Origin of the sequence: Prauserella rugosa (assembly GCF_000719975.1) — a bacterium.
GTDB lineage: Bacteria > Actinomycetota > Actinomycetes > Mycobacteriales > Pseudonocardiaceae > Prauserella > Prauserella rugosa.
Window position 1 is genome coordinate 149326 of the sequence record NZ_JOIJ01000010.1, and the last position, 14738, is coordinate 164063.

A 14738-nucleotide genomic window follows, 5' to 3' on the forward strand; every position below is an offset into this window, starting at 1 on the left:
TTCGCTGGCGGGCTGGGCCAGACAGCGCCCGAGCACACACGGGTGCCCCAAGCGCGTCGTCGACTCTAACAGCCGTCGCAGCTGGCAATTCAGCGAGTTGCCCAAGTGACCACAGGCTACCTACCTAAGTCGCACGGGCTTCACAGCGGGGTTACAGCCGTGGGCCCGGAGGAAGCTCCCAAGGGCCCCATAGTTGCGTTCAACGCGACCATAGGGCCCTCGGGAGCACCTGAACGCACAACGACCGCGGCCCGTCCGGTGGGTACCGGACGGGCCGCGGTCGGTTCTGGCTGCTCGCGGAGCGTCAGAGCGTGGTGGCCGAGCCACCCGCTGCCTCGAGCTTCTCCTTCGCGCTCTTGGAGAACGCGTCGGCGGAGACCTCGAGCTTGACGCCCTCGACGTCGCCGTTGCCGAGAACCTTGACCAGGTGGCCCTTGCGGACGAGGCCCTTCTCGACGAGCTCGTCCTTGCCGACCTTGCCGCCGTCGGCGAACACGCGAGCGATGTCGCCCACGTTCACCGGCTGGTACTCGGTACGGAAGCGGTTCTTGAAGCCACGGAGCTTCGGAAGCCGCATCTGGATGGGCATCTGCCCACCCTCGAAGCCGGCGGGCACGTTCTTCCGGGCCTTGGTGCCCTTCGTACCGCGACCGGCGGTCTTGCCCTTGGAACCCTCACCACGGCCGACGCGGATCTTGTCGCGCTTGGCGCCGGGTGCGGGCTTCAGGTCATGGATCTTGATGGTCATGACTTGACCTCCTCCACGCTCACCAGGTGCCGCACCGTGTGGACCAGACCGCGAACGTCGGGGGTGTCCTCACGGACCACGGACTGACGGATCTTCCGCAGTCCCAGGGTACGCAAGGTGTCCCGGTGGCTCTGCCGCGTCCCGATCGTGCTCTTGATCTGGGTGACCTTCAGCTGCGCCATGTCAGGCCTCCTGTCCCGCACGCTGGCGCAGCATGCGCGCCGGCGCGACGTCCTCGAGCGGCAGACCGCGACGGGCCGCCACCTCCTCCGGACGGGACAGGCCCTTCAGCGCGGCCACGGTCGCGTGCACGATGTTGATCGCGTTGTCGCTGCCGAGCGACTTGGACAGCACGTCGTGCACACCCGCGCACTCCAGCACGGCACGCACCGGGCCACCGGCGATGACACCGGTACCGGCGCTGGCCGGACGGAGCAGCACCACACCGGCGGCTTCCTCACCCTGCACCGGGTGCGGAATGGTGCCTGCGATGCGGGGCACGCGGAAGAAGTTCTTCTTGGCCTCCTCGACGCCCTTGGCGATCGCCGCGGGCACCTCCTTGGCCTTGCCGTAGCCGACGCCGACCTGACCGTCGCCGTCACCGACCACGACCAGAGCGGTGAAGCTGAAGCGACGACCACCCTTGACGACCTTGGCCACGCGGTTGATCGCTACAACGCGCTCGAGGTGCGGGTTCTTGTCCTGGGCCGCCCCGCCACGGCCACCGTCACGACGGTCCCTGCGGTCCCGGCCGCCACCGCGCTCGCGGTTCTGCTGCTCGCCGGGTCCGCCCTGGCCGCCGGATTGCCGCGTACGTCCCGGCATCAGGCGTTCCTTCCGTTCTCGAACTTGCTCACCATCAGAATTCCAACCCCGCTTCGCGAGCGGCGTCGGCCAGCGCCGCGATCCGGCCGTGGTAGGCGTTGCCGCCCCGGTCGAACACCGCGGACTCGACACCCGCGCTCTTGGCGCGGGAGGCCACCAGTTCGCCGACCTTGGCGGCCTTGGCCTTCTTGTCGCCCTCGACGGCGGCCACGTCGGCCTCGAGCGTCGACGCAGCAGCCAGCGTGTGGCCCGCGACGTCGTCGATCAGCTGCACGTAGATGTGCCGGGAGGAGCGCTTCACCGACAGCCGCGGACGCTCCGCGGTGCCGAAGATCTTCTTGCGCAGCCGGTTGTGCCTGCGAGCCTTGCTCACGCGGCGACGGGTCGAGACGTCCTTGCCGATCGGCCTGCGCTTCGTAACCGTTTCGCTCATGATCACTTACCCGTCTTTCCGACCTTGCGACGGATGCGCTCACCCTCGTAACGCAGGCCCTTGCCCTTGTAGGGGTCAGGACGCCGCAGCTTGCGGATGACCGCAGCGGTCTGGCCGACCTTCTGCTTGTCGATGCCGGCCACCGAGAACTTCGTCGGGCTCTCCACGTTGAACGTGATGCCCTCCGGAGCCTTGATCAGAACCGGGTGGCTGTAGCCGAGGGCGAACTCGAGGTCCGAGCCCTTGGCCTGCACGCGGTAACCGACCCCGTGGATCTCCATCTTCTTCTCGTAGCCCTCGCTGACGCCGACGACCAGGTTGTTCACCAGCGTCCGCGTGAGGCCGTGCAGGGCACGGCTCTCGCGCTCGTCGTCCGGGCGCTTGACCAGCAGCGCGCCGTCCTCATCGCGCTCGACCGTGATCGGCTCGGGCACCGTGTGCTCGAGGGTGCCCTTCGGGCCCTTGACCGACACGTGCTGGCCGTCGATGTTCACCTCGACCCCGGAGGGGACGGTGATCGGCAGCTTCCCAATGCGTGACATTGCCTTGTCCCCTCCCTTACCAGACGTAGGCGAGGACTTCGCCGCCCACGCCGTTGCGCATGGCCTGACGGTCGGTCTGGAGGCCGGCCGACGTCGAGATGATCGCGACGCCGAGGCCACCGAGAACCTTCGGCAGGTTGTTGGATTTCGCGTACACACGCAGACCCGGCTTCGACACGCGGCGGAGGCCGGCGATGCTGCGCTCACGGTTCGGACCGAACTTGAGCTGCACGACGAGGTTCTTGTGCTTCTCGCCGGGCTCGGTGCGGTAGTCCGCGATGTAACCCTCACGCTTGAGGATCTCGGAGATGTTCTCCTTGATCTTCGAGTGCGGGAGCGTCACCTCGTCGTGGTGCGCCGAGTTCGCGTTCCGCAGACGTGTCAGAAAGTCTGCGATCGGGTCGGTCATCGTCATGGTGACCTGTCAACCTTTCTCGCCCTGGTTCCCCGGCTGTCCGGGGCCTGTGGCGAAGTGGGAGTTATCGGGGCGCCTTCACCAGCTCGACTTGCTCACGCCGGGCAGCTGCCCCGCGTGCGCCATGTCCCGCAGGCAGATGCGGCAGAGGCCGAACTTGCGGTACACCGAGTGCGGCCGGCCGCAGCGCTGGCAACGGGTGTAGGCACGCACCTTGAACTTCGGCTTCCGGGCGGCCTTGGCGATGAGTGCTTTCTTGGCCATTGCTCAGTTCTCCTTGAACGGGAAGCCGAGCTTGCGAAGCAGCGCACGGCCCTCGTCGTCGGTGGTGGCGGTGGTGACGACCGTGACGTCCATGCCGCGCGGGCGGTCGATGGAGTCGGGGTCGATCTCGTGGAACATCGACTGTTCCGACAGGCCGAACGTGTAGTTGCCGTGCCCGTCGAACTGCTTGCTCGACAGCCCGCGGAAGTCGCGGATACGCGGCAGCGCGATGTTCAGCAGCCGGTCCAGGAACTCCCACATGCGGTCGCCGCGCAGCGTCACACGCGCACCGATCGGCTGGCCCTCGCGCAGCTTGAACTGCGCAATGGACTTGCGGGCCCTGCGCACCTCGGGCTTCTGCCCGGTGATGGCGGCGAGGTCACGCACCGCGCCCTCGATGAGCTTGCTGTCGCGAGCGGCGTCGCCGACGCCCATGTTCACGACGACCTTCGTGACACCGGGAATCTGGTGCACGTTCTTGAGGTCGAACTCCTCGCGCAGCTGGCCGGCGATCTCCTCGCGGTACCGGACCTTCAGCCGCGGGGTCGGGTATGTCGTCTCTGCGCTGGTCATCAGATGTCCTTGCCGGTTTTACGCGAGATCCGAACCTTCTTGCCGTCCTCGCCGATGCGGTAACCGACGCGCGTCGGGTTCCCGTCCGAGTCCACGACCATGACGTTCGAGACGTGGATCGGGGCTTCCTGCGTGACGATGCCGCCGGACTCCGCTCCACGCTGCGTCTGGGTGATCCGCGTGTGCTTCTTGATCCGGTTCACGCCCTCGACGAGGACCTTCTGAGCCTGGGGGTCGGCCTTGATGACCTTGCCCTTCGCGCCCTTGTCCTTGCCCGAGACGACGAGAACGGTGTCGCCCTTCTTGACCTTCATTCAGAGCACCTCCGGCGCCAGCGAGATGATCTTCATGAACTTCTGGTCGCGCAGCTCGCGCCCGACCGGCCCGAAGATGCGCGTGCCTCGCGGCTCGTTGTCGTTCTTGATGAGCACCGCGGCGTTCTCGTCGAAGCGGATGTAGGAGCCGTCGGCGCGACGCTTCTCCTTCACCGTGCGGACGATGACGGCCTTGACGACGTCACCACGCTTCACATTGGCGCCCGGGATGGCGTCCTTGACGGTGGCGACGATGATGTCGCCGATGCCCGCGTAGCGCCGCCCCGAGCCACCGAGCACGCGGATGGTCAGGATCTCCTTGGCACCCGTGTTGTCGGCGACTCGCAGTCGCGACTCCTGCTGGATCACGTCAACTCCTGTATGTCGCGCCGGTTCTCGGGATCACGCCCCGAGCCTGGCGGAACGAATGGGGCTGTTGCCGCCCCCTGATTACTTGGCCTTCTCGCGGATCTCGACCAGCCGGTACCGCTTGGTCGCCGACAGCGGCCGGGTCTCCATCACGATGACGCGGTCGCCCACGCCGGCCGTGTTCTGCTCGTCGTGCGCCTTGACCTTCTTGGTCGAGCGCATGACCTTGCCGTAAAGCGGGTGCTTCTTGCGGTCCTCGAGCTCCACGACAATCGTCTTGTCCATCTTGTCGGAGACGACCAGGCCCTCACGGACCTTCCGGTAGTTCCGACCGGAGTCAGCCTTCTGCACCGGCTCGCTCATGCGGCACCTTCACTCTCGTCAGTCTCGTCAGGCGCGATCGAGAGGCCGAGCTCGCGCTCGCGCATCACGGTGTAGATGCGCGCGATGTCCGCGCGGACCGTACGGAGCCTGCGGTTGTTGTCGAGCTGGCCGGTAGCCATCTGGAATCGGAGGTTGAACAGCTCCTCCTTGGATTCCTTCAGCCGAAGCACGAGCTCTTCCGCAGTAAGCTCACGCAGCTCCGACGCAGCAACTCCTGCTGCCGCCATCAGAACTCACCACCTTCACGGGTCACGATCCTGCACTTCATCGGCAGCTTGTGGATCGCGCGGCGCATGGCCTCGCGGGCCACGGCCTCGTTCGGAAAGCTCATCTCGAACATCACGCGGCCCGGCTTGACGTTGGCCACCCACCACTCGGGCGAACCCTTACCGGAACCCATGCGGGTTTCGGCCGGCTTCTTCGTGAGCGGGCGGTCCGGGAAGATGTTGATCCAGATCTTCCCGCCACGCTTGATGTGGCGCGTCATGGCGATACGAGCGGACTCGATCTGCCGGTTCGTCACGTAGGCGTGCTCGAGCGCCTGGATGCCGTACTCACCGAAGGTGACCTTCGTGCCGCCCTTGGCGGCACCCTTGCGCTTCGGTGCGTGCTGCTTACGGTGCTTGACCTTGCGTGGGATGAGCACGCCTCAGCCCTCCGTCTTCTCTGCTGCGTCCGTCGAAGCGACCTCGGGGGCGCTTGCGGACGCGACGTCTGTGTCGGCCTTGGCGGCACGGCCGGCCTCGGTCGACGTCGGCGTGGTGCCCGAGGCACCGCTGCGACGCCGCTGCGGGCGCTCACGGCGCGGCGCGCGCTCGGCCGCGGCTGCGGCGTCCCGCTCGGCCTTGGCCTTGAGGCCGCCGACGAGCTCGCCCTTGTAGATCCACACCTTCACGCCGATGCGGCCGAACGTCGTCTTGGCCTCGAAGAAGCCGTAGTCGATGTCGGCACGCAGCGTGTGCAGCGGGACCCGGCCGTCGCGGTAGTGCTCGGAACGGGACATCTCGGCGCCGCCGAGACGACCGCTGCACTGCACGCGGATGCCCTTGACCTGCGGCGACCGCATCGACGTCTGGATCGCCTTGCGCATGGCACGGCGGAACGCGACACGGTTGGACAGCTGCTCGGCGATGCCCTGCGCGACGAGCTGGGCGTCGGCCTCGGAGTTCTTGACCTCGAGGATGTTCAGCTGCACCTGCTTGCCGGTCAGCTTCTCCAGCGCACCACGGATGCGGTCGGCCTCGGCACCACGACGTCCGATGACGATGCCCGGACGGGCGGTGTGGATGTCGACGCGAACCCGGTCACGGGTGCGCTCGATCTCCACCTTGGAGATGCCGGCCCGCTCCATGCCCGTGGACAGGAGCTTGCGGATCTTCACGTCCTCGGCGACGTAGTCCTTGTACTGCTTGTCGGCGTACCAGCGGGACTTCCAGTCCGTGGTGATCCCGAGCCGGAAGCCGTGCGGGTTGATTTTCTGGCCCACTACCGGCCACCTGCCTTCTTGCTCTTCTTCGCCTCAGGACGGGACTCGACCTCGACGGTGATGTGGCTCGTGCGCTTCCGGATCCGGTAGGCCCGGCCCTGGGCGCGCGGCTGAATCCGCTTGAGCGTCGGCCCCTCGTCGGCGTAGGCGTTCTTGACCCAGAGCGTGTCGGGGTCGAGGTCCAGGTTGTTCTCGGCGTTCGCCATGGCGCTGGCGAGCACCTTCGACAGCTGGTACGCCGCGGCCTGCGGGGAGTACTTCAGCGTCGTCAGAGCCTCGTTGGCGTTCTGACCCTTGATCAGCTCGATCACCCGGCGCACCTTGGTCGGCGAGTCCCGGACGAAGCGAGCCCGAGCGAAAGCCGTCGGCAGGGTGTCCTGCTCGGCTACCGCGTCGTTACGCGCGTTCATCGTTACTTCCTTCTCTTAAGGTGCGCTGCTTCAGCGGCGACGAGACTTGCGGTCGTCCTTGACGTGGCCCTTGAAGGTCCGCGTCGGGGCGAACTCGCCCAGCTTGTGACCGACCATGGCCTCGGTGACGAACACCGGGACGTGCTTGCGGCCGTCGTGCACCGCGATGGTGTGACCGAGCATGTCCGGGATGATCGTGGACCTACGGGACCAGGTCTTGATCACGGTCTTCTTACCCGACTCGTTGAGCGCGTCCACCTTCTTGAGCAGGTGGTCGTCCACGAACGGGCCCTTTTTCAGGCTGCGCGGCATGTTCTTCTACCTCCCTGCTCAGCGCTTCTTGCCGGTGCGCCGGCGGCGGACGATCATCTTGTCGCTTTCCTTGCGACGGCGGGTGCGGCCTTCCGGCTTACCGTTCGGGTTCACCGGGTGACGGCCACCGGAGGTGCGGCCCTCACCACCACCGTGCGGGTGGTCGATCGGGTTCATCACGACACCACGGACGGTCGGACGCTTGCCGCGCCAGCGGTTACGCCCTGCCTTACCCCAGTTGATGTTGGAGTGTTCCGAGTTGCCGACCTCGCCGACCGTGGCGCGGTTGCGCACGTCCACGTTGCGGATCTCGCCCGAGGGCATCCGCAGCTGGGCGTACGGGCCGTCCTTGGCGACGAGCTGCACGCGGGCGCCGGCCGAGCGGGCGATCTTCGCGCCACCGCCGGGGCGGAGCTCGATCGCGTGGATCACGGTGCCGACCGGGATGTTGCGCAGCGGCAGGTTGTTACCCGGCTTGATGTCGGCGCTCGGGCCGTTCTCCACCGTGTGGCCCTGCTTCAGCTTGTCCGGCGCGATGATGTAGCGCTTCTCGCCGTCCGCGTAGTGCAGGAGCGCGATGCGAGCCGTCCGGTTGGGGTCGTACTCGATGTGCGCGACCTTGGCGGGGATGCCGTCCTTGTCGTTGCGCCGGAAGTCGATGATCCGGTAGGCGCGCTTGTGGCCACCACCCTTGTGGCGGGTGGTGATCTTGCCACCGGAGTTGCGACCACCGGTCTTGTTGACCGGCTTGACGAGCGACTTCTCCGGCGTCGACCGGGTGATCTCGGAGAAGTCAGCCACGCTCGAGCCGCGACGGCCCGGGGTGGTCGGCTTGTACTTACGGATGCCCATGTCTTCTCAGTCCCTTACGCGCCTGCGCCGAAGATCTCGATCGGCTTGCTCTCGGGCGACAGCGTGACGATCGCGCGCTTGGTGTCCTTGCGCTTACCGAAGCCGTACCGGGTGCGCTTGCGCTTGCCGGAACGGTTGATCGTGTTCACGTTGATGACCTTGACGCCGAAGACCTGCTCGACCGCGATCTTGATCTGGGTCTTGTTGGCGTCGGGACGGACCACGAAGGTGTACTGCTGGTCCTCGAGCAGTCCGTAGGACTTCTCGGAGATCACCGGCGCGATGAGGATGTCACGCGGGTCGGGGATGGCCACCGAGCTCACTGCTGGTCACTCCCTTCCGAGACCTCGCCGGAGGTCGCCGAAGCCTTCACGCCCTTGCCCTTGGCCGGGCCGGCGAGGAAGGCGTCGAGCGCCGCCTTGCTGAAGACCACGTCGTCGTTGACCAGCACGTCGTAGGTGTTGAGCTGGTCCGCCGTGATCAGGTGGACGTTCTGGAGGTTGCGGGCCGACAGCCACTGCAGTTCCTCGTCGCGCGTGAGCACCACGAGCACCCGCTTGCCGCTGGTCAGCGCAGCCAGGGTCTTCTTCGCCTCCTTGGTGGAGGGCTTCTCGCCCTCGACCAGCGAGGTGACGACGTGCACCTGGTCGTTGCGCGCCCGGTCGGACAGGGCACCGCGCAGGGCGGCGACCTTCATCTTCTTCGGGGTGCGCTGCGAGTAGTCGCGCGGCGTCGGGCCGTGGACCGTGCCACCGCCGGTGAACTGCGGGGCGCGGATCGAGCCCTGACGGGCGCGGCCGGTGCCCTTCTGGCGGTACGGCTTGGCGCCACCGCCGCGGACCTCGCCACGGGTCTTCGTGTCGTGCGTGCCCTGACGGGCAGCGGCCAGCTGAGCCACCACGACCTGGTGCATCAGCGGGATGTTCGCCTGGACGTCGAAGATCTCCGCGGGCAGCTCCACCGAGCCGTCGGCCTTACCGGCCGGGGTCTTCACCTCGATCGTCGCGGTCATGCGGTCACACCACCCTTCGCGGCGCTACGGACGAAGAGAAGGCCGCCCTTCGGGCCGGGAACCGCGCCCTTGATGAGCAGCAGGCCGTCCTCACCGCGCACCTGGTGGACCTTGAGACCCTGCGTGGTGACGCGGTTGTTGCCCATCCGGCCGGACATGCGCACGCCCTTGAACACGCGGCCCGGGGTGGCGCAGCCGCCGATCGAGCCCGGGGTGCGGTGGTTGGCCTGGTTACCGTGGCTGGCGCCCTGGCCCTTGAAGCCGTGACGCTTCATCGTGCCGGCGAAGCCCTTGCCCTTCGTGGTGCCGGTGACGTCGACCAGCGCGCCGTCGCTGAACACCTCGGCGGTCAGTTCCTGACCGACCTCGTAGGTGTCGGCGTCGGACGTGCGCAGCTCGGCGACGTGGCGCCGCGGCGTCACGCCGGCCTTGTCGAAGTGACCGGTCTCGGGCTTGTTGACCTTGCGCGGGTCGATGGCGCCGTAGGCCAGCTGCACGGCCGAGTAGCCGTCCTTCTCCTGATTGCGCACCTGGGTCACGACATTCGGACCGGTCTGCACGACGGTCACCGGGATGACCCGGTTGTTCTCGTCGAAGACCTGCGTCATGCCGAGCTTCGTGCCCAGAATGCCCTTCACTTGCCTGTCAGACATGAGTCTCTTATCTCCGCCGCTCGCCCAACGCTTACTGGATGTTCACGTCGACACTGGCCGGCAGGTCGATGCGCATGAGCGCGTCGACCGTCTTCGGCGTCGGGTCCACGATGTCGATCAGCCGCTTGTGCGTACGCATCTCGAAGTGCTCGCGCGAGTCCTTGTACTTGTGCGGCGAGCGGATGACGCAGTAAACGTTCTTCTCAGTGGGCAGCGGCACCGGTCCCACCACGGAGGCGCCGGTGCGCGTGACCGTCTCGACGATCTTGCGCGCACTCGAGTCGATCGCCTCGTGGTCGTAGGCCTTGAGCCGGATGCGGATCTTCTGTCCCGCCATGGTGGCAGCTCGTTCCTTCGTCTCGTGCCGCTTGTGTCCACCGGTGACAAGCCCGTGAGCCGGTCTTGCTCCGGTTTCTGCACGTCAACGGTCCGGCCTCCGGTCCACGCGGTCGGGCGTGTCGCCCTTGCTGCGCAGACCGATCCCGCAGGATCATTGTCGTGCCCTAGGTCTTCGTTCTCCGAAGTGATCACTACCGGGATCCGGTAGGCGGATCACTCCCGACTCACCACGGACGTTCGCCGTCGTGAGCCCAGGACGCTCGCGCCGGGGCGGCCGATTCCGATCTTTTCCAGAATCGGCCGCCCCGCGTCGAGCAACCTAAATAGGATGCCACACCGAAATATGGCACCCGCACCCGGGGGTGCGAATTACTTGATGATCTTGGTGACCTGGCCGGCGCCGACGGTACGGCCACCCTCACGGATGGCGAACCGCAGACCCTCGTCCATGGCGATCGGCTGAATCAGCTGCACCGAGATCTCGGTGTTGTCGCCCGGCATGACCATCTCGGTGCCCTCGGGGAGGGTCACGACGCCGGTCACGTCGGTCGTCCGGAAGTAGAACTGCGGACGGTAGTTGTTGAAGAACGGCGTGTGACGGCCACCCTCGTCCTTGGACAGGATGTAGACCGAGCCCTCGAACTCCGTGTGCGGAGTCGTGGTGCCGGGCTTGACGATGACCTGGCCACGCTCGACGTCCTCGCGCTTGATACCGCGGAGCAGCAGCGCCGCGTTGTCACCGGCCTGGCCGGCGTCGAGGAGCTTGTTGAACATCTCGATCGAGGTCACCGTGGTCTTGGTGGCCTTCTCCCGGATGCCGACGATCTCGACGTCCTCGTTCAGCTTGATCTCACCGCGCTCGATACGGCCGGTGACGACCGTGCCGCGGCCGGTGATCGTGAAGACGTCCTCGACCGGCATGAGGAACGGCTTGTCGACCTCACGCTCCGGGTCCGGGATGTTGTCGTCGACGGCGTTCATCAGCTCGAGAACAGCCTCGGTCCACTTCTCGTCGCCCTCGAGCGCCTTCAGACCGGAGACCTTGACGACGGGGGCGTCGTCACCGGGGAACTCCTGGTCGGACAGCAGCTCACGGACCTCCATCTCGACGAGCTCGAGGATCTCCTCGTCGTCGACCATGTCGGCCTTGTTGAGCGCCACGACGATGTACGGCACGCCGACCTGACGGGCGAGCAGCACGTGCTCACGCGTCTGCGGCATCGGGCCGTCGGTGGCGGCGACCACGAGGATCGCGCCGTCCATCTGGGCGGCACCCGTGATCATGTTCTTCACGTAGTCGGCGTGACCGGGGGCGTCGACGTGCGCGTAGTGACGCTTCTCGGTCTCGTACTCGACGTGCGAGATGTTGATCGTGATGCCGCGCTGCTTCTCTTCCGGCGCGTTGTCGATCTGGTCGAACGCGCGGGACTGGTTCAGCTCCGGGTACTTCTCGTGAAGAACCTTGGTGATCGCCGCGGTCAGCGTCGTCTTGCCGTGGTCAACGTGACCGATGGTGCCGATGTTGACGTGCGGCTTGCTCCGCTCGAACTTCGCCTTCGCCACTGGAATGTCCTCCTGGACTGTACTTGCTCGCTCCCGGCGTGGCTGCGCCGATCGCGACTCGATCTGGTCGGTTGTGCGGACCTTAGGGGAGGCCCCTTTTCCGCCCGCTTTGGGTGCTGGTGGGAGTTACTCCCCTGTCGCCTTGGCGATGATCTCCTTCGCGACGTTCGACGGAACCTCGGCGTAGGAGTCAAAGACCATCGTGTAGTTGGCACGACCCTGGGTCTTCGACCGCAGGTCGCCCACGTACCCGAACATCTCCGACAGCGGCACGAGCGCCTTGACGACACGCGTGCCAGACCGCTCCTCCATGGCCTGGACCTGGCCACGGCGGGAGTTCAAGTCACCGATGACTTCACCCATGTAGTCCTCGGGTGTGGTGACCTCGACGGCCATCATCGGTTCCAGCAGTACCGGGTTCGCCTGCCGCGCGGCGTCCTTGAGCGCCACGGAGCCGGCGACCTTGAAGGCCATCTCCGAAGAGTCGACCTCGTGGTACGCACCGTCCAACAAGGTGAGCTTCAACCCGACGAGCGGGTAGCCGGCCAGCACGCCGTACTGCATGGCGTCCTGCGCGCCCTCGTCCACGGACGGGATGTACTCCCGCGGGATTCGGCCACCGGTCACCTGGTTGTCGAATTCGTAGAGAGCACCATCGCCGGTGGTCAGCGGCTCGAGCTTGATGATCACCCGCGCGAACTGACCGGAGCCACCGGTCTGCTTCTTGTGGGTGTACTCGAACTTCTCCACCGTCTTGCGGATGGTCTCACGGTAAGCGACCTGCGGCTTACCGATGTTCGCCTCGACCTTGAAGTCGGTCTTCATGCGGTTGACCAGGACCTCGAGGTGGAGCTCGCCCATGCCCTCGATGATCGTCTGGCCGGTCTCCTCGTCCTGGCTGACCCGGAAGGTCGGGTCCTCCTCGGCGAGCTTCTGGATCGCGGTCGACAGCTTCTCCTGGTCGGCCTTCGTCTTCGGCTCGATGGCGACCTTGATGACCGGCTCGGGGAACGTCATCGACTCGAGCACGATCGGGTTCTGCGGGTCGGCCAGCGTGTCACCGGTGGTGGTGTCCTTCAGACCCTGCACCGCGTAGATGTGGCCGGCCTGCGCGTCGTCGACCGGGTTCTCCTTGTTGGAGTGCATCTGGAAGATCTTGCCGATGCGCTCCTTGCGCTCCTTGGTCGCGTTGACGACCTGAGTGCCGGAGGCGACCTTGCCGGAGTAGACGCGGATGTAGGTCAGCTTGCCGTAGAACGGGTGCACGGCAACCTTGGACACCAGCGCGGCGAACGGCTCGTCGACGGACGGCTTGCGCGAAGCCGGCGTCTCCCCGTCGAGCAGCGTGCCCTCGACCGGCGGCACATCGAACGGCGACGGGAGGTAGTCGACGACGGCGTCGAGCATGGGCTGCACGCCCTTGTTCTTGAACGCCGAGCCGGCCAGAACCGGGAACGCCTCACGGCTGATCGTGAGCTTACGGATACCGGCCTTGACCTCGGCCTCGGTCAGCTCCTCACCGCCGAAGTATTTCTCGAGCAGCTCCTCGTCGGACTCGGCGACCATCTCGATGAGTTTCTCGCGATACTCCGCGGCCCGGTCGGCGAGGTCTGCGGGGATGTCCTCGACCTCGTACTTCTCGCCCTTCTTGACGTCACCGCGCCAGGTGAGGGCCTTCATCTGAACAAGGTCGACGATGCCCTCGAAGTCGGACTCCGCTCCGATCGGCAGCTGGATGACCAGCGGCTTGGCGCCGAGGCGCTCCTCGATCGTGCCGACGGTGAAGTAGAAGTCGGCACCCAGCTTGTCCATCTTGTTGACGAAGCAGATGCGCGGGACCTCGTACTTGTCGGCCTGACGCCAGACCTGCTCGGACTGCGGCTCGACACCCTCCTTACCGTCGAAGACGGCAACGGCACCGTCGAGCACGCGCAGGCTGCGCTCCACCTCGACGGTGAAGTCGACGTGGCCCGGGGTGTCGATGATGTTGATCTGATAGTCGTTCCAGAAGGTGGTGGTGGCAGCCGAGGTGATGGTGATACCCCGCTTCTGCTCCTCCTCCATCCAGTCCATCGTCGAGGCACCGTCGTGCGTCTCACCGAGCTTGTGGTTGATCCCGGTGTAGAACAGGACCCGCTCGGTCGTGGTGGTCTTACCGGCGTCAATGTGGGCCATGATGCCGATGTTGCGGACCTTTTTGAGGTCGGTCAGCACGTCACGTGCCACTTGAATGTTCCCCTGTCTCAAGTGTGGGGCCCGGCACTGGCTCGATCATTCACGTCGACCGGGCGTCGGTATTCCTTCAGTGGTGGCGGTTCACCAGCGGTAGTGCGCGAAGGCCTTGTTGGACTCGGCCATCTTGTGCGTGTCCTCGCGGCGCTTCACGCTGGCCCCGAGGCCGTTGCTCGCGTCGAGCAGCTCGTTCTGAAGGCGCTCGATCATCGTCTTCTCCCGGCGCTGACGCGCGAAGGTGACGATCCAACGCAGGGCAAGGGTCGTCGAGCGGCCGGGCTTGACCTCGATGGGCACCTGGTACGTGGCACCACCGACACGCCGGCTCTTCACCTCGAGGGAAGGCTTGACGTTGTCGAGGGCGCGCTTCAGCGTGACGACCGGGTCGGTGCCGGTCTTCTCGCGAGCGCCTTCCAGTGCGCCGTACACGATGCGCTCGGCCAGCGAGCGCTTGCCGTCGGTCAGCACCTTGTTGATCAGCTGCGTGACGAGCGGCGATGCGTAGACCGGGTCAGCGATCAGCGGCCGCTTCGGGGCCGGACCCTTGCGGGGCATTAGCTCTTCTCCTTCTTAGCGCCGTACCGGCTGCGCGCCTGCTTGCGGTTCTTCACGCCCTGCGTGTCGAGCGAACCGCGAACGATCTTGTAGCGGACACCGGGGAGGTCCTTCACACGACCACCGCGCACGAGCACCATCGAGTGCTCCTGCAAGTTGTGGCCCTCGCCCGGGATGTAGGCGGTGACCTCGATGCCGCTGGTCAGCCGGACACGCGCGACCTTGCGGAGCGCGGAGTTCGGCTTCTTGGGCGTGGTGGTGTAGACGCGGGTGCACACGCCGCGCCGCTGCGGGCTCCCCTTGAGCGCCGCGGTCTTCTGCTTGGCAGCCTTGTCCTGGCGGCCCTTTCGGACCAGCTGCTGGATCGTGGGCAATGGACCAGCTTTCTTCTCGCGTCTGTAAAAGCTTCTGCAGCTTTACTGTGTGGCCTTGTCTCCCCCGGTCCCCGCGGTCGGGC

25 protein-coding genes are annotated in these 14738 nt (G+C 66.2%); all 25 read right to left on the bottom strand.

Annotated elements, in window-relative coordinates:
• Window positions 1–304 precede the first annotated feature (304 nt).
• The 25 genes from rplO to rpsL all read right to left on the bottom strand — a co-directional run bounded on the left by rplO (window position 305) and on the right by rpsL (window position 14655).
• Window positions 305–748 carry a 50S ribosomal protein L15 gene (gene rplO, locus IF64_RS0115725; RefSeq protein WP_030532872.1) on the bottom strand — a complete coding sequence of 148 codons (444 nt, stop codon included), beginning with the start codon at window positions 746–748 and terminating at the stop codon, window positions 305–307.
• Window positions 745–930: a 50S ribosomal protein L30 gene (gene rpmD, locus IF64_RS0115730; RefSeq protein WP_030532873.1), complete on the bottom strand. Its 186-nt coding sequence runs from the start codon at window positions 928–930 to the stop codon at window positions 745–747. Before rpmD ends, rplO begins: the two co-directional genes overlap by 4 nt.
• A gap of 1 nt (window position 931) precedes the next feature.
• Window positions 932–1573 carry a 30S ribosomal protein S5 gene (rpsE, locus tag IF64_RS0115735; RefSeq protein ID WP_030532874.1) on the bottom strand — a complete coding sequence of 214 codons (642 nt, stop codon included), beginning with the start codon at window positions 1571–1573 and terminating at the stop codon, window positions 932–934.
• A gap of 34 nt (window positions 1574–1607) precedes the next feature.
• The gene (gene rplR, locus IF64_RS0115740) at window positions 1608–2006 is read right to left on the bottom strand and encodes a 50S ribosomal protein L18 (RefSeq protein ID WP_030532875.1); all 399 of its coding nucleotides are present in this window, start codon (window positions 2004–2006) and stop codon (window positions 1608–1610) included.
• A gap of 2 nt (window positions 2007–2008) precedes the next feature.
• A complete protein-coding gene (gene rplF / locus IF64_RS0115745; protein WP_030532876.1) occupies window positions 2009–2548 on the bottom strand; it encodes a 50S ribosomal protein L6 in 540 nt (179 codons plus the stop codon).
• 16 nt (window positions 2549–2564) lie between these two features.
• Window positions 2565–2963 carry a 30S ribosomal protein S8 gene (rpsH, locus tag IF64_RS0115750; protein ID WP_030532877.1) on the bottom strand — a complete coding sequence of 133 codons (399 nt, stop codon included), beginning with the start codon at window positions 2961–2963 and terminating at the stop codon, window positions 2565–2567.
• 78 nt (window positions 2964–3041) lie between these two features.
• The gene (locus IF64_RS0115755; RefSeq protein ID WP_030532878.1) at window positions 3042–3227 is read right to left on the bottom strand and encodes a type Z 30S ribosomal protein S14; all 186 of its coding nucleotides are present in this window, start codon (window positions 3225–3227) and stop codon (window positions 3042–3044) included.
• Between the two features lie 3 nt (window positions 3228–3230).
• Window positions 3231–3800: a 50S ribosomal protein L5 gene (gene rplE, locus IF64_RS0115760; RefSeq protein WP_030532879.1), complete on the bottom strand. Its 570-nt coding sequence runs from the start codon at window positions 3798–3800 to the stop codon at window positions 3231–3233.
• Window positions 3800–4114: a 50S ribosomal protein L24 gene (gene rplX, locus IF64_RS0115765; protein ID WP_030532880.1), complete on the bottom strand. Its 315-nt coding sequence runs from the start codon at window positions 4112–4114 to the stop codon at window positions 3800–3802. The genes rplE and rplX overlap by 1 nt, the downstream gene beginning before the upstream one ends.
• Entirely contained in the window at window positions 4115–4483 is a 369-nt protein-coding gene (gene rplN / locus IF64_RS0115770) for a 50S ribosomal protein L14 (protein WP_030532881.1), read from the bottom strand.
• Window positions 4484–4564: 81 nt separating this feature from the next.
• Window positions 4565–4846: a 30S ribosomal protein S17 gene (rpsQ, locus tag IF64_RS0115775; RefSeq protein ID WP_030532882.1), complete on the bottom strand. Its 282-nt coding sequence runs from the start codon at window positions 4844–4846 to the stop codon at window positions 4565–4567.
• A complete protein-coding gene (gene rpmC, locus IF64_RS0115780; RefSeq protein ID WP_030532883.1) occupies window positions 4843–5094 on the bottom strand; it encodes a 50S ribosomal protein L29 in 252 nt (83 codons plus the stop codon). Before rpmC ends, rpsQ begins: the two co-directional genes overlap by 4 nt.
• Complete coding sequence (gene rplP / locus IF64_RS0115785) at window positions 5094–5513, bottom strand: 50S ribosomal protein L16 (protein ID WP_030532884.1); 420 nt, start codon at window positions 5511–5513, stop codon at window positions 5094–5096. Before rplP ends, rpmC begins: the two co-directional genes overlap by 1 nt.
• Before the next feature lie 3 nt (window positions 5514–5516).
• Complete coding sequence (gene rpsC / locus IF64_RS0115790) at window positions 5517–6353, bottom strand: 30S ribosomal protein S3 (protein WP_030532885.1); 837 nt, start codon at window positions 6351–6353, stop codon at window positions 5517–5519.
• The gene (gene rplV / locus IF64_RS0115795) at window positions 6353–6763 is read right to left on the bottom strand and encodes a 50S ribosomal protein L22 (protein ID WP_036876781.1); all 411 of its coding nucleotides are present in this window, start codon (window positions 6761–6763) and stop codon (window positions 6353–6355) included. The genes rpsC and rplV overlap by 1 nt, the downstream gene beginning before the upstream one ends.
• Window positions 6764–6793: 30 nt before the next feature.
• Window positions 6794–7075: a 30S ribosomal protein S19 gene (rpsS, locus tag IF64_RS0115800; RefSeq protein ID WP_009152380.1), complete on the bottom strand. Its 282-nt coding sequence runs from the start codon at window positions 7073–7075 to the stop codon at window positions 6794–6796.
• A gap of 18 nt (window positions 7076–7093) precedes the next feature.
• Window positions 7094–7927: a 50S ribosomal protein L2 gene (rplB, locus tag IF64_RS0115805; protein ID WP_030532887.1), complete on the bottom strand. Its 834-nt coding sequence runs from the start codon at window positions 7925–7927 to the stop codon at window positions 7094–7096.
• A gap of 14 nt (window positions 7928–7941) precedes the next feature.
• Complete coding sequence (gene rplW / locus IF64_RS0115810; RefSeq protein ID WP_030532888.1) at window positions 7942–8250, bottom strand: 50S ribosomal protein L23; 309 nt, start codon at window positions 8248–8250, stop codon at window positions 7942–7944.
• Window positions 8247–8939: a 50S ribosomal protein L4 gene (gene rplD, locus IF64_RS0115815; protein WP_030532889.1), complete on the bottom strand. Its 693-nt coding sequence runs from the start codon at window positions 8937–8939 to the stop codon at window positions 8247–8249. The genes rplW and rplD overlap by 4 nt, the downstream gene beginning before the upstream one ends.
• The gene (gene rplC / locus IF64_RS0115820) at window positions 8936–9592 is read right to left on the bottom strand and encodes a 50S ribosomal protein L3 (protein ID WP_030532890.1); all 657 of its coding nucleotides are present in this window, start codon (window positions 9590–9592) and stop codon (window positions 8936–8938) included. The genes rplD and rplC overlap by 4 nt, the downstream gene beginning before the upstream one ends.
• Window positions 9593–9623: 31 nt before the next feature.
• Window positions 9624–9929: a 30S ribosomal protein S10 gene (rpsJ, locus tag IF64_RS0115825; RefSeq protein ID WP_028848712.1), complete on the bottom strand. Its 306-nt coding sequence runs from the start codon at window positions 9927–9929 to the stop codon at window positions 9624–9626.
• A 371-nt stretch (window positions 9930–10300) separates the two neighbouring features.
• Window positions 10301–11494: an elongation factor Tu gene (gene tuf, locus IF64_RS0115830; RefSeq protein ID WP_030532891.1), complete on the bottom strand. Its 1194-nt coding sequence runs from the start codon at window positions 11492–11494 to the stop codon at window positions 10301–10303.
• A 126-nt stretch (window positions 11495–11620) separates the two neighbouring features.
• A complete protein-coding gene (fusA, locus tag IF64_RS0115835) occupies window positions 11621–13720 on the bottom strand; it encodes an elongation factor G (protein WP_030532892.1) in 2100 nt (699 codons plus the stop codon).
• Window positions 13721–13810: 90 nt separating this feature from the next.
• Window positions 13811–14281 (bottom strand): 30S ribosomal protein S7, encoded by a 471-nt coding sequence (gene rpsG, locus IF64_RS0115840; protein WP_030532893.1) that lies wholly within the window; start codon window positions 14279–14281, stop codon window positions 13811–13813.
• Window positions 14281–14655, bottom strand: coding sequence for a 30S ribosomal protein S12 (rpsL, locus tag IF64_RS0115845; protein WP_030532894.1), 375 nt, complete (start codon window positions 14653–14655; stop codon window positions 14281–14283). The genes rpsG and rpsL overlap by 1 nt, the downstream gene beginning before the upstream one ends.
• Window positions 14656–14738 lie beyond the last annotated feature (83 nt).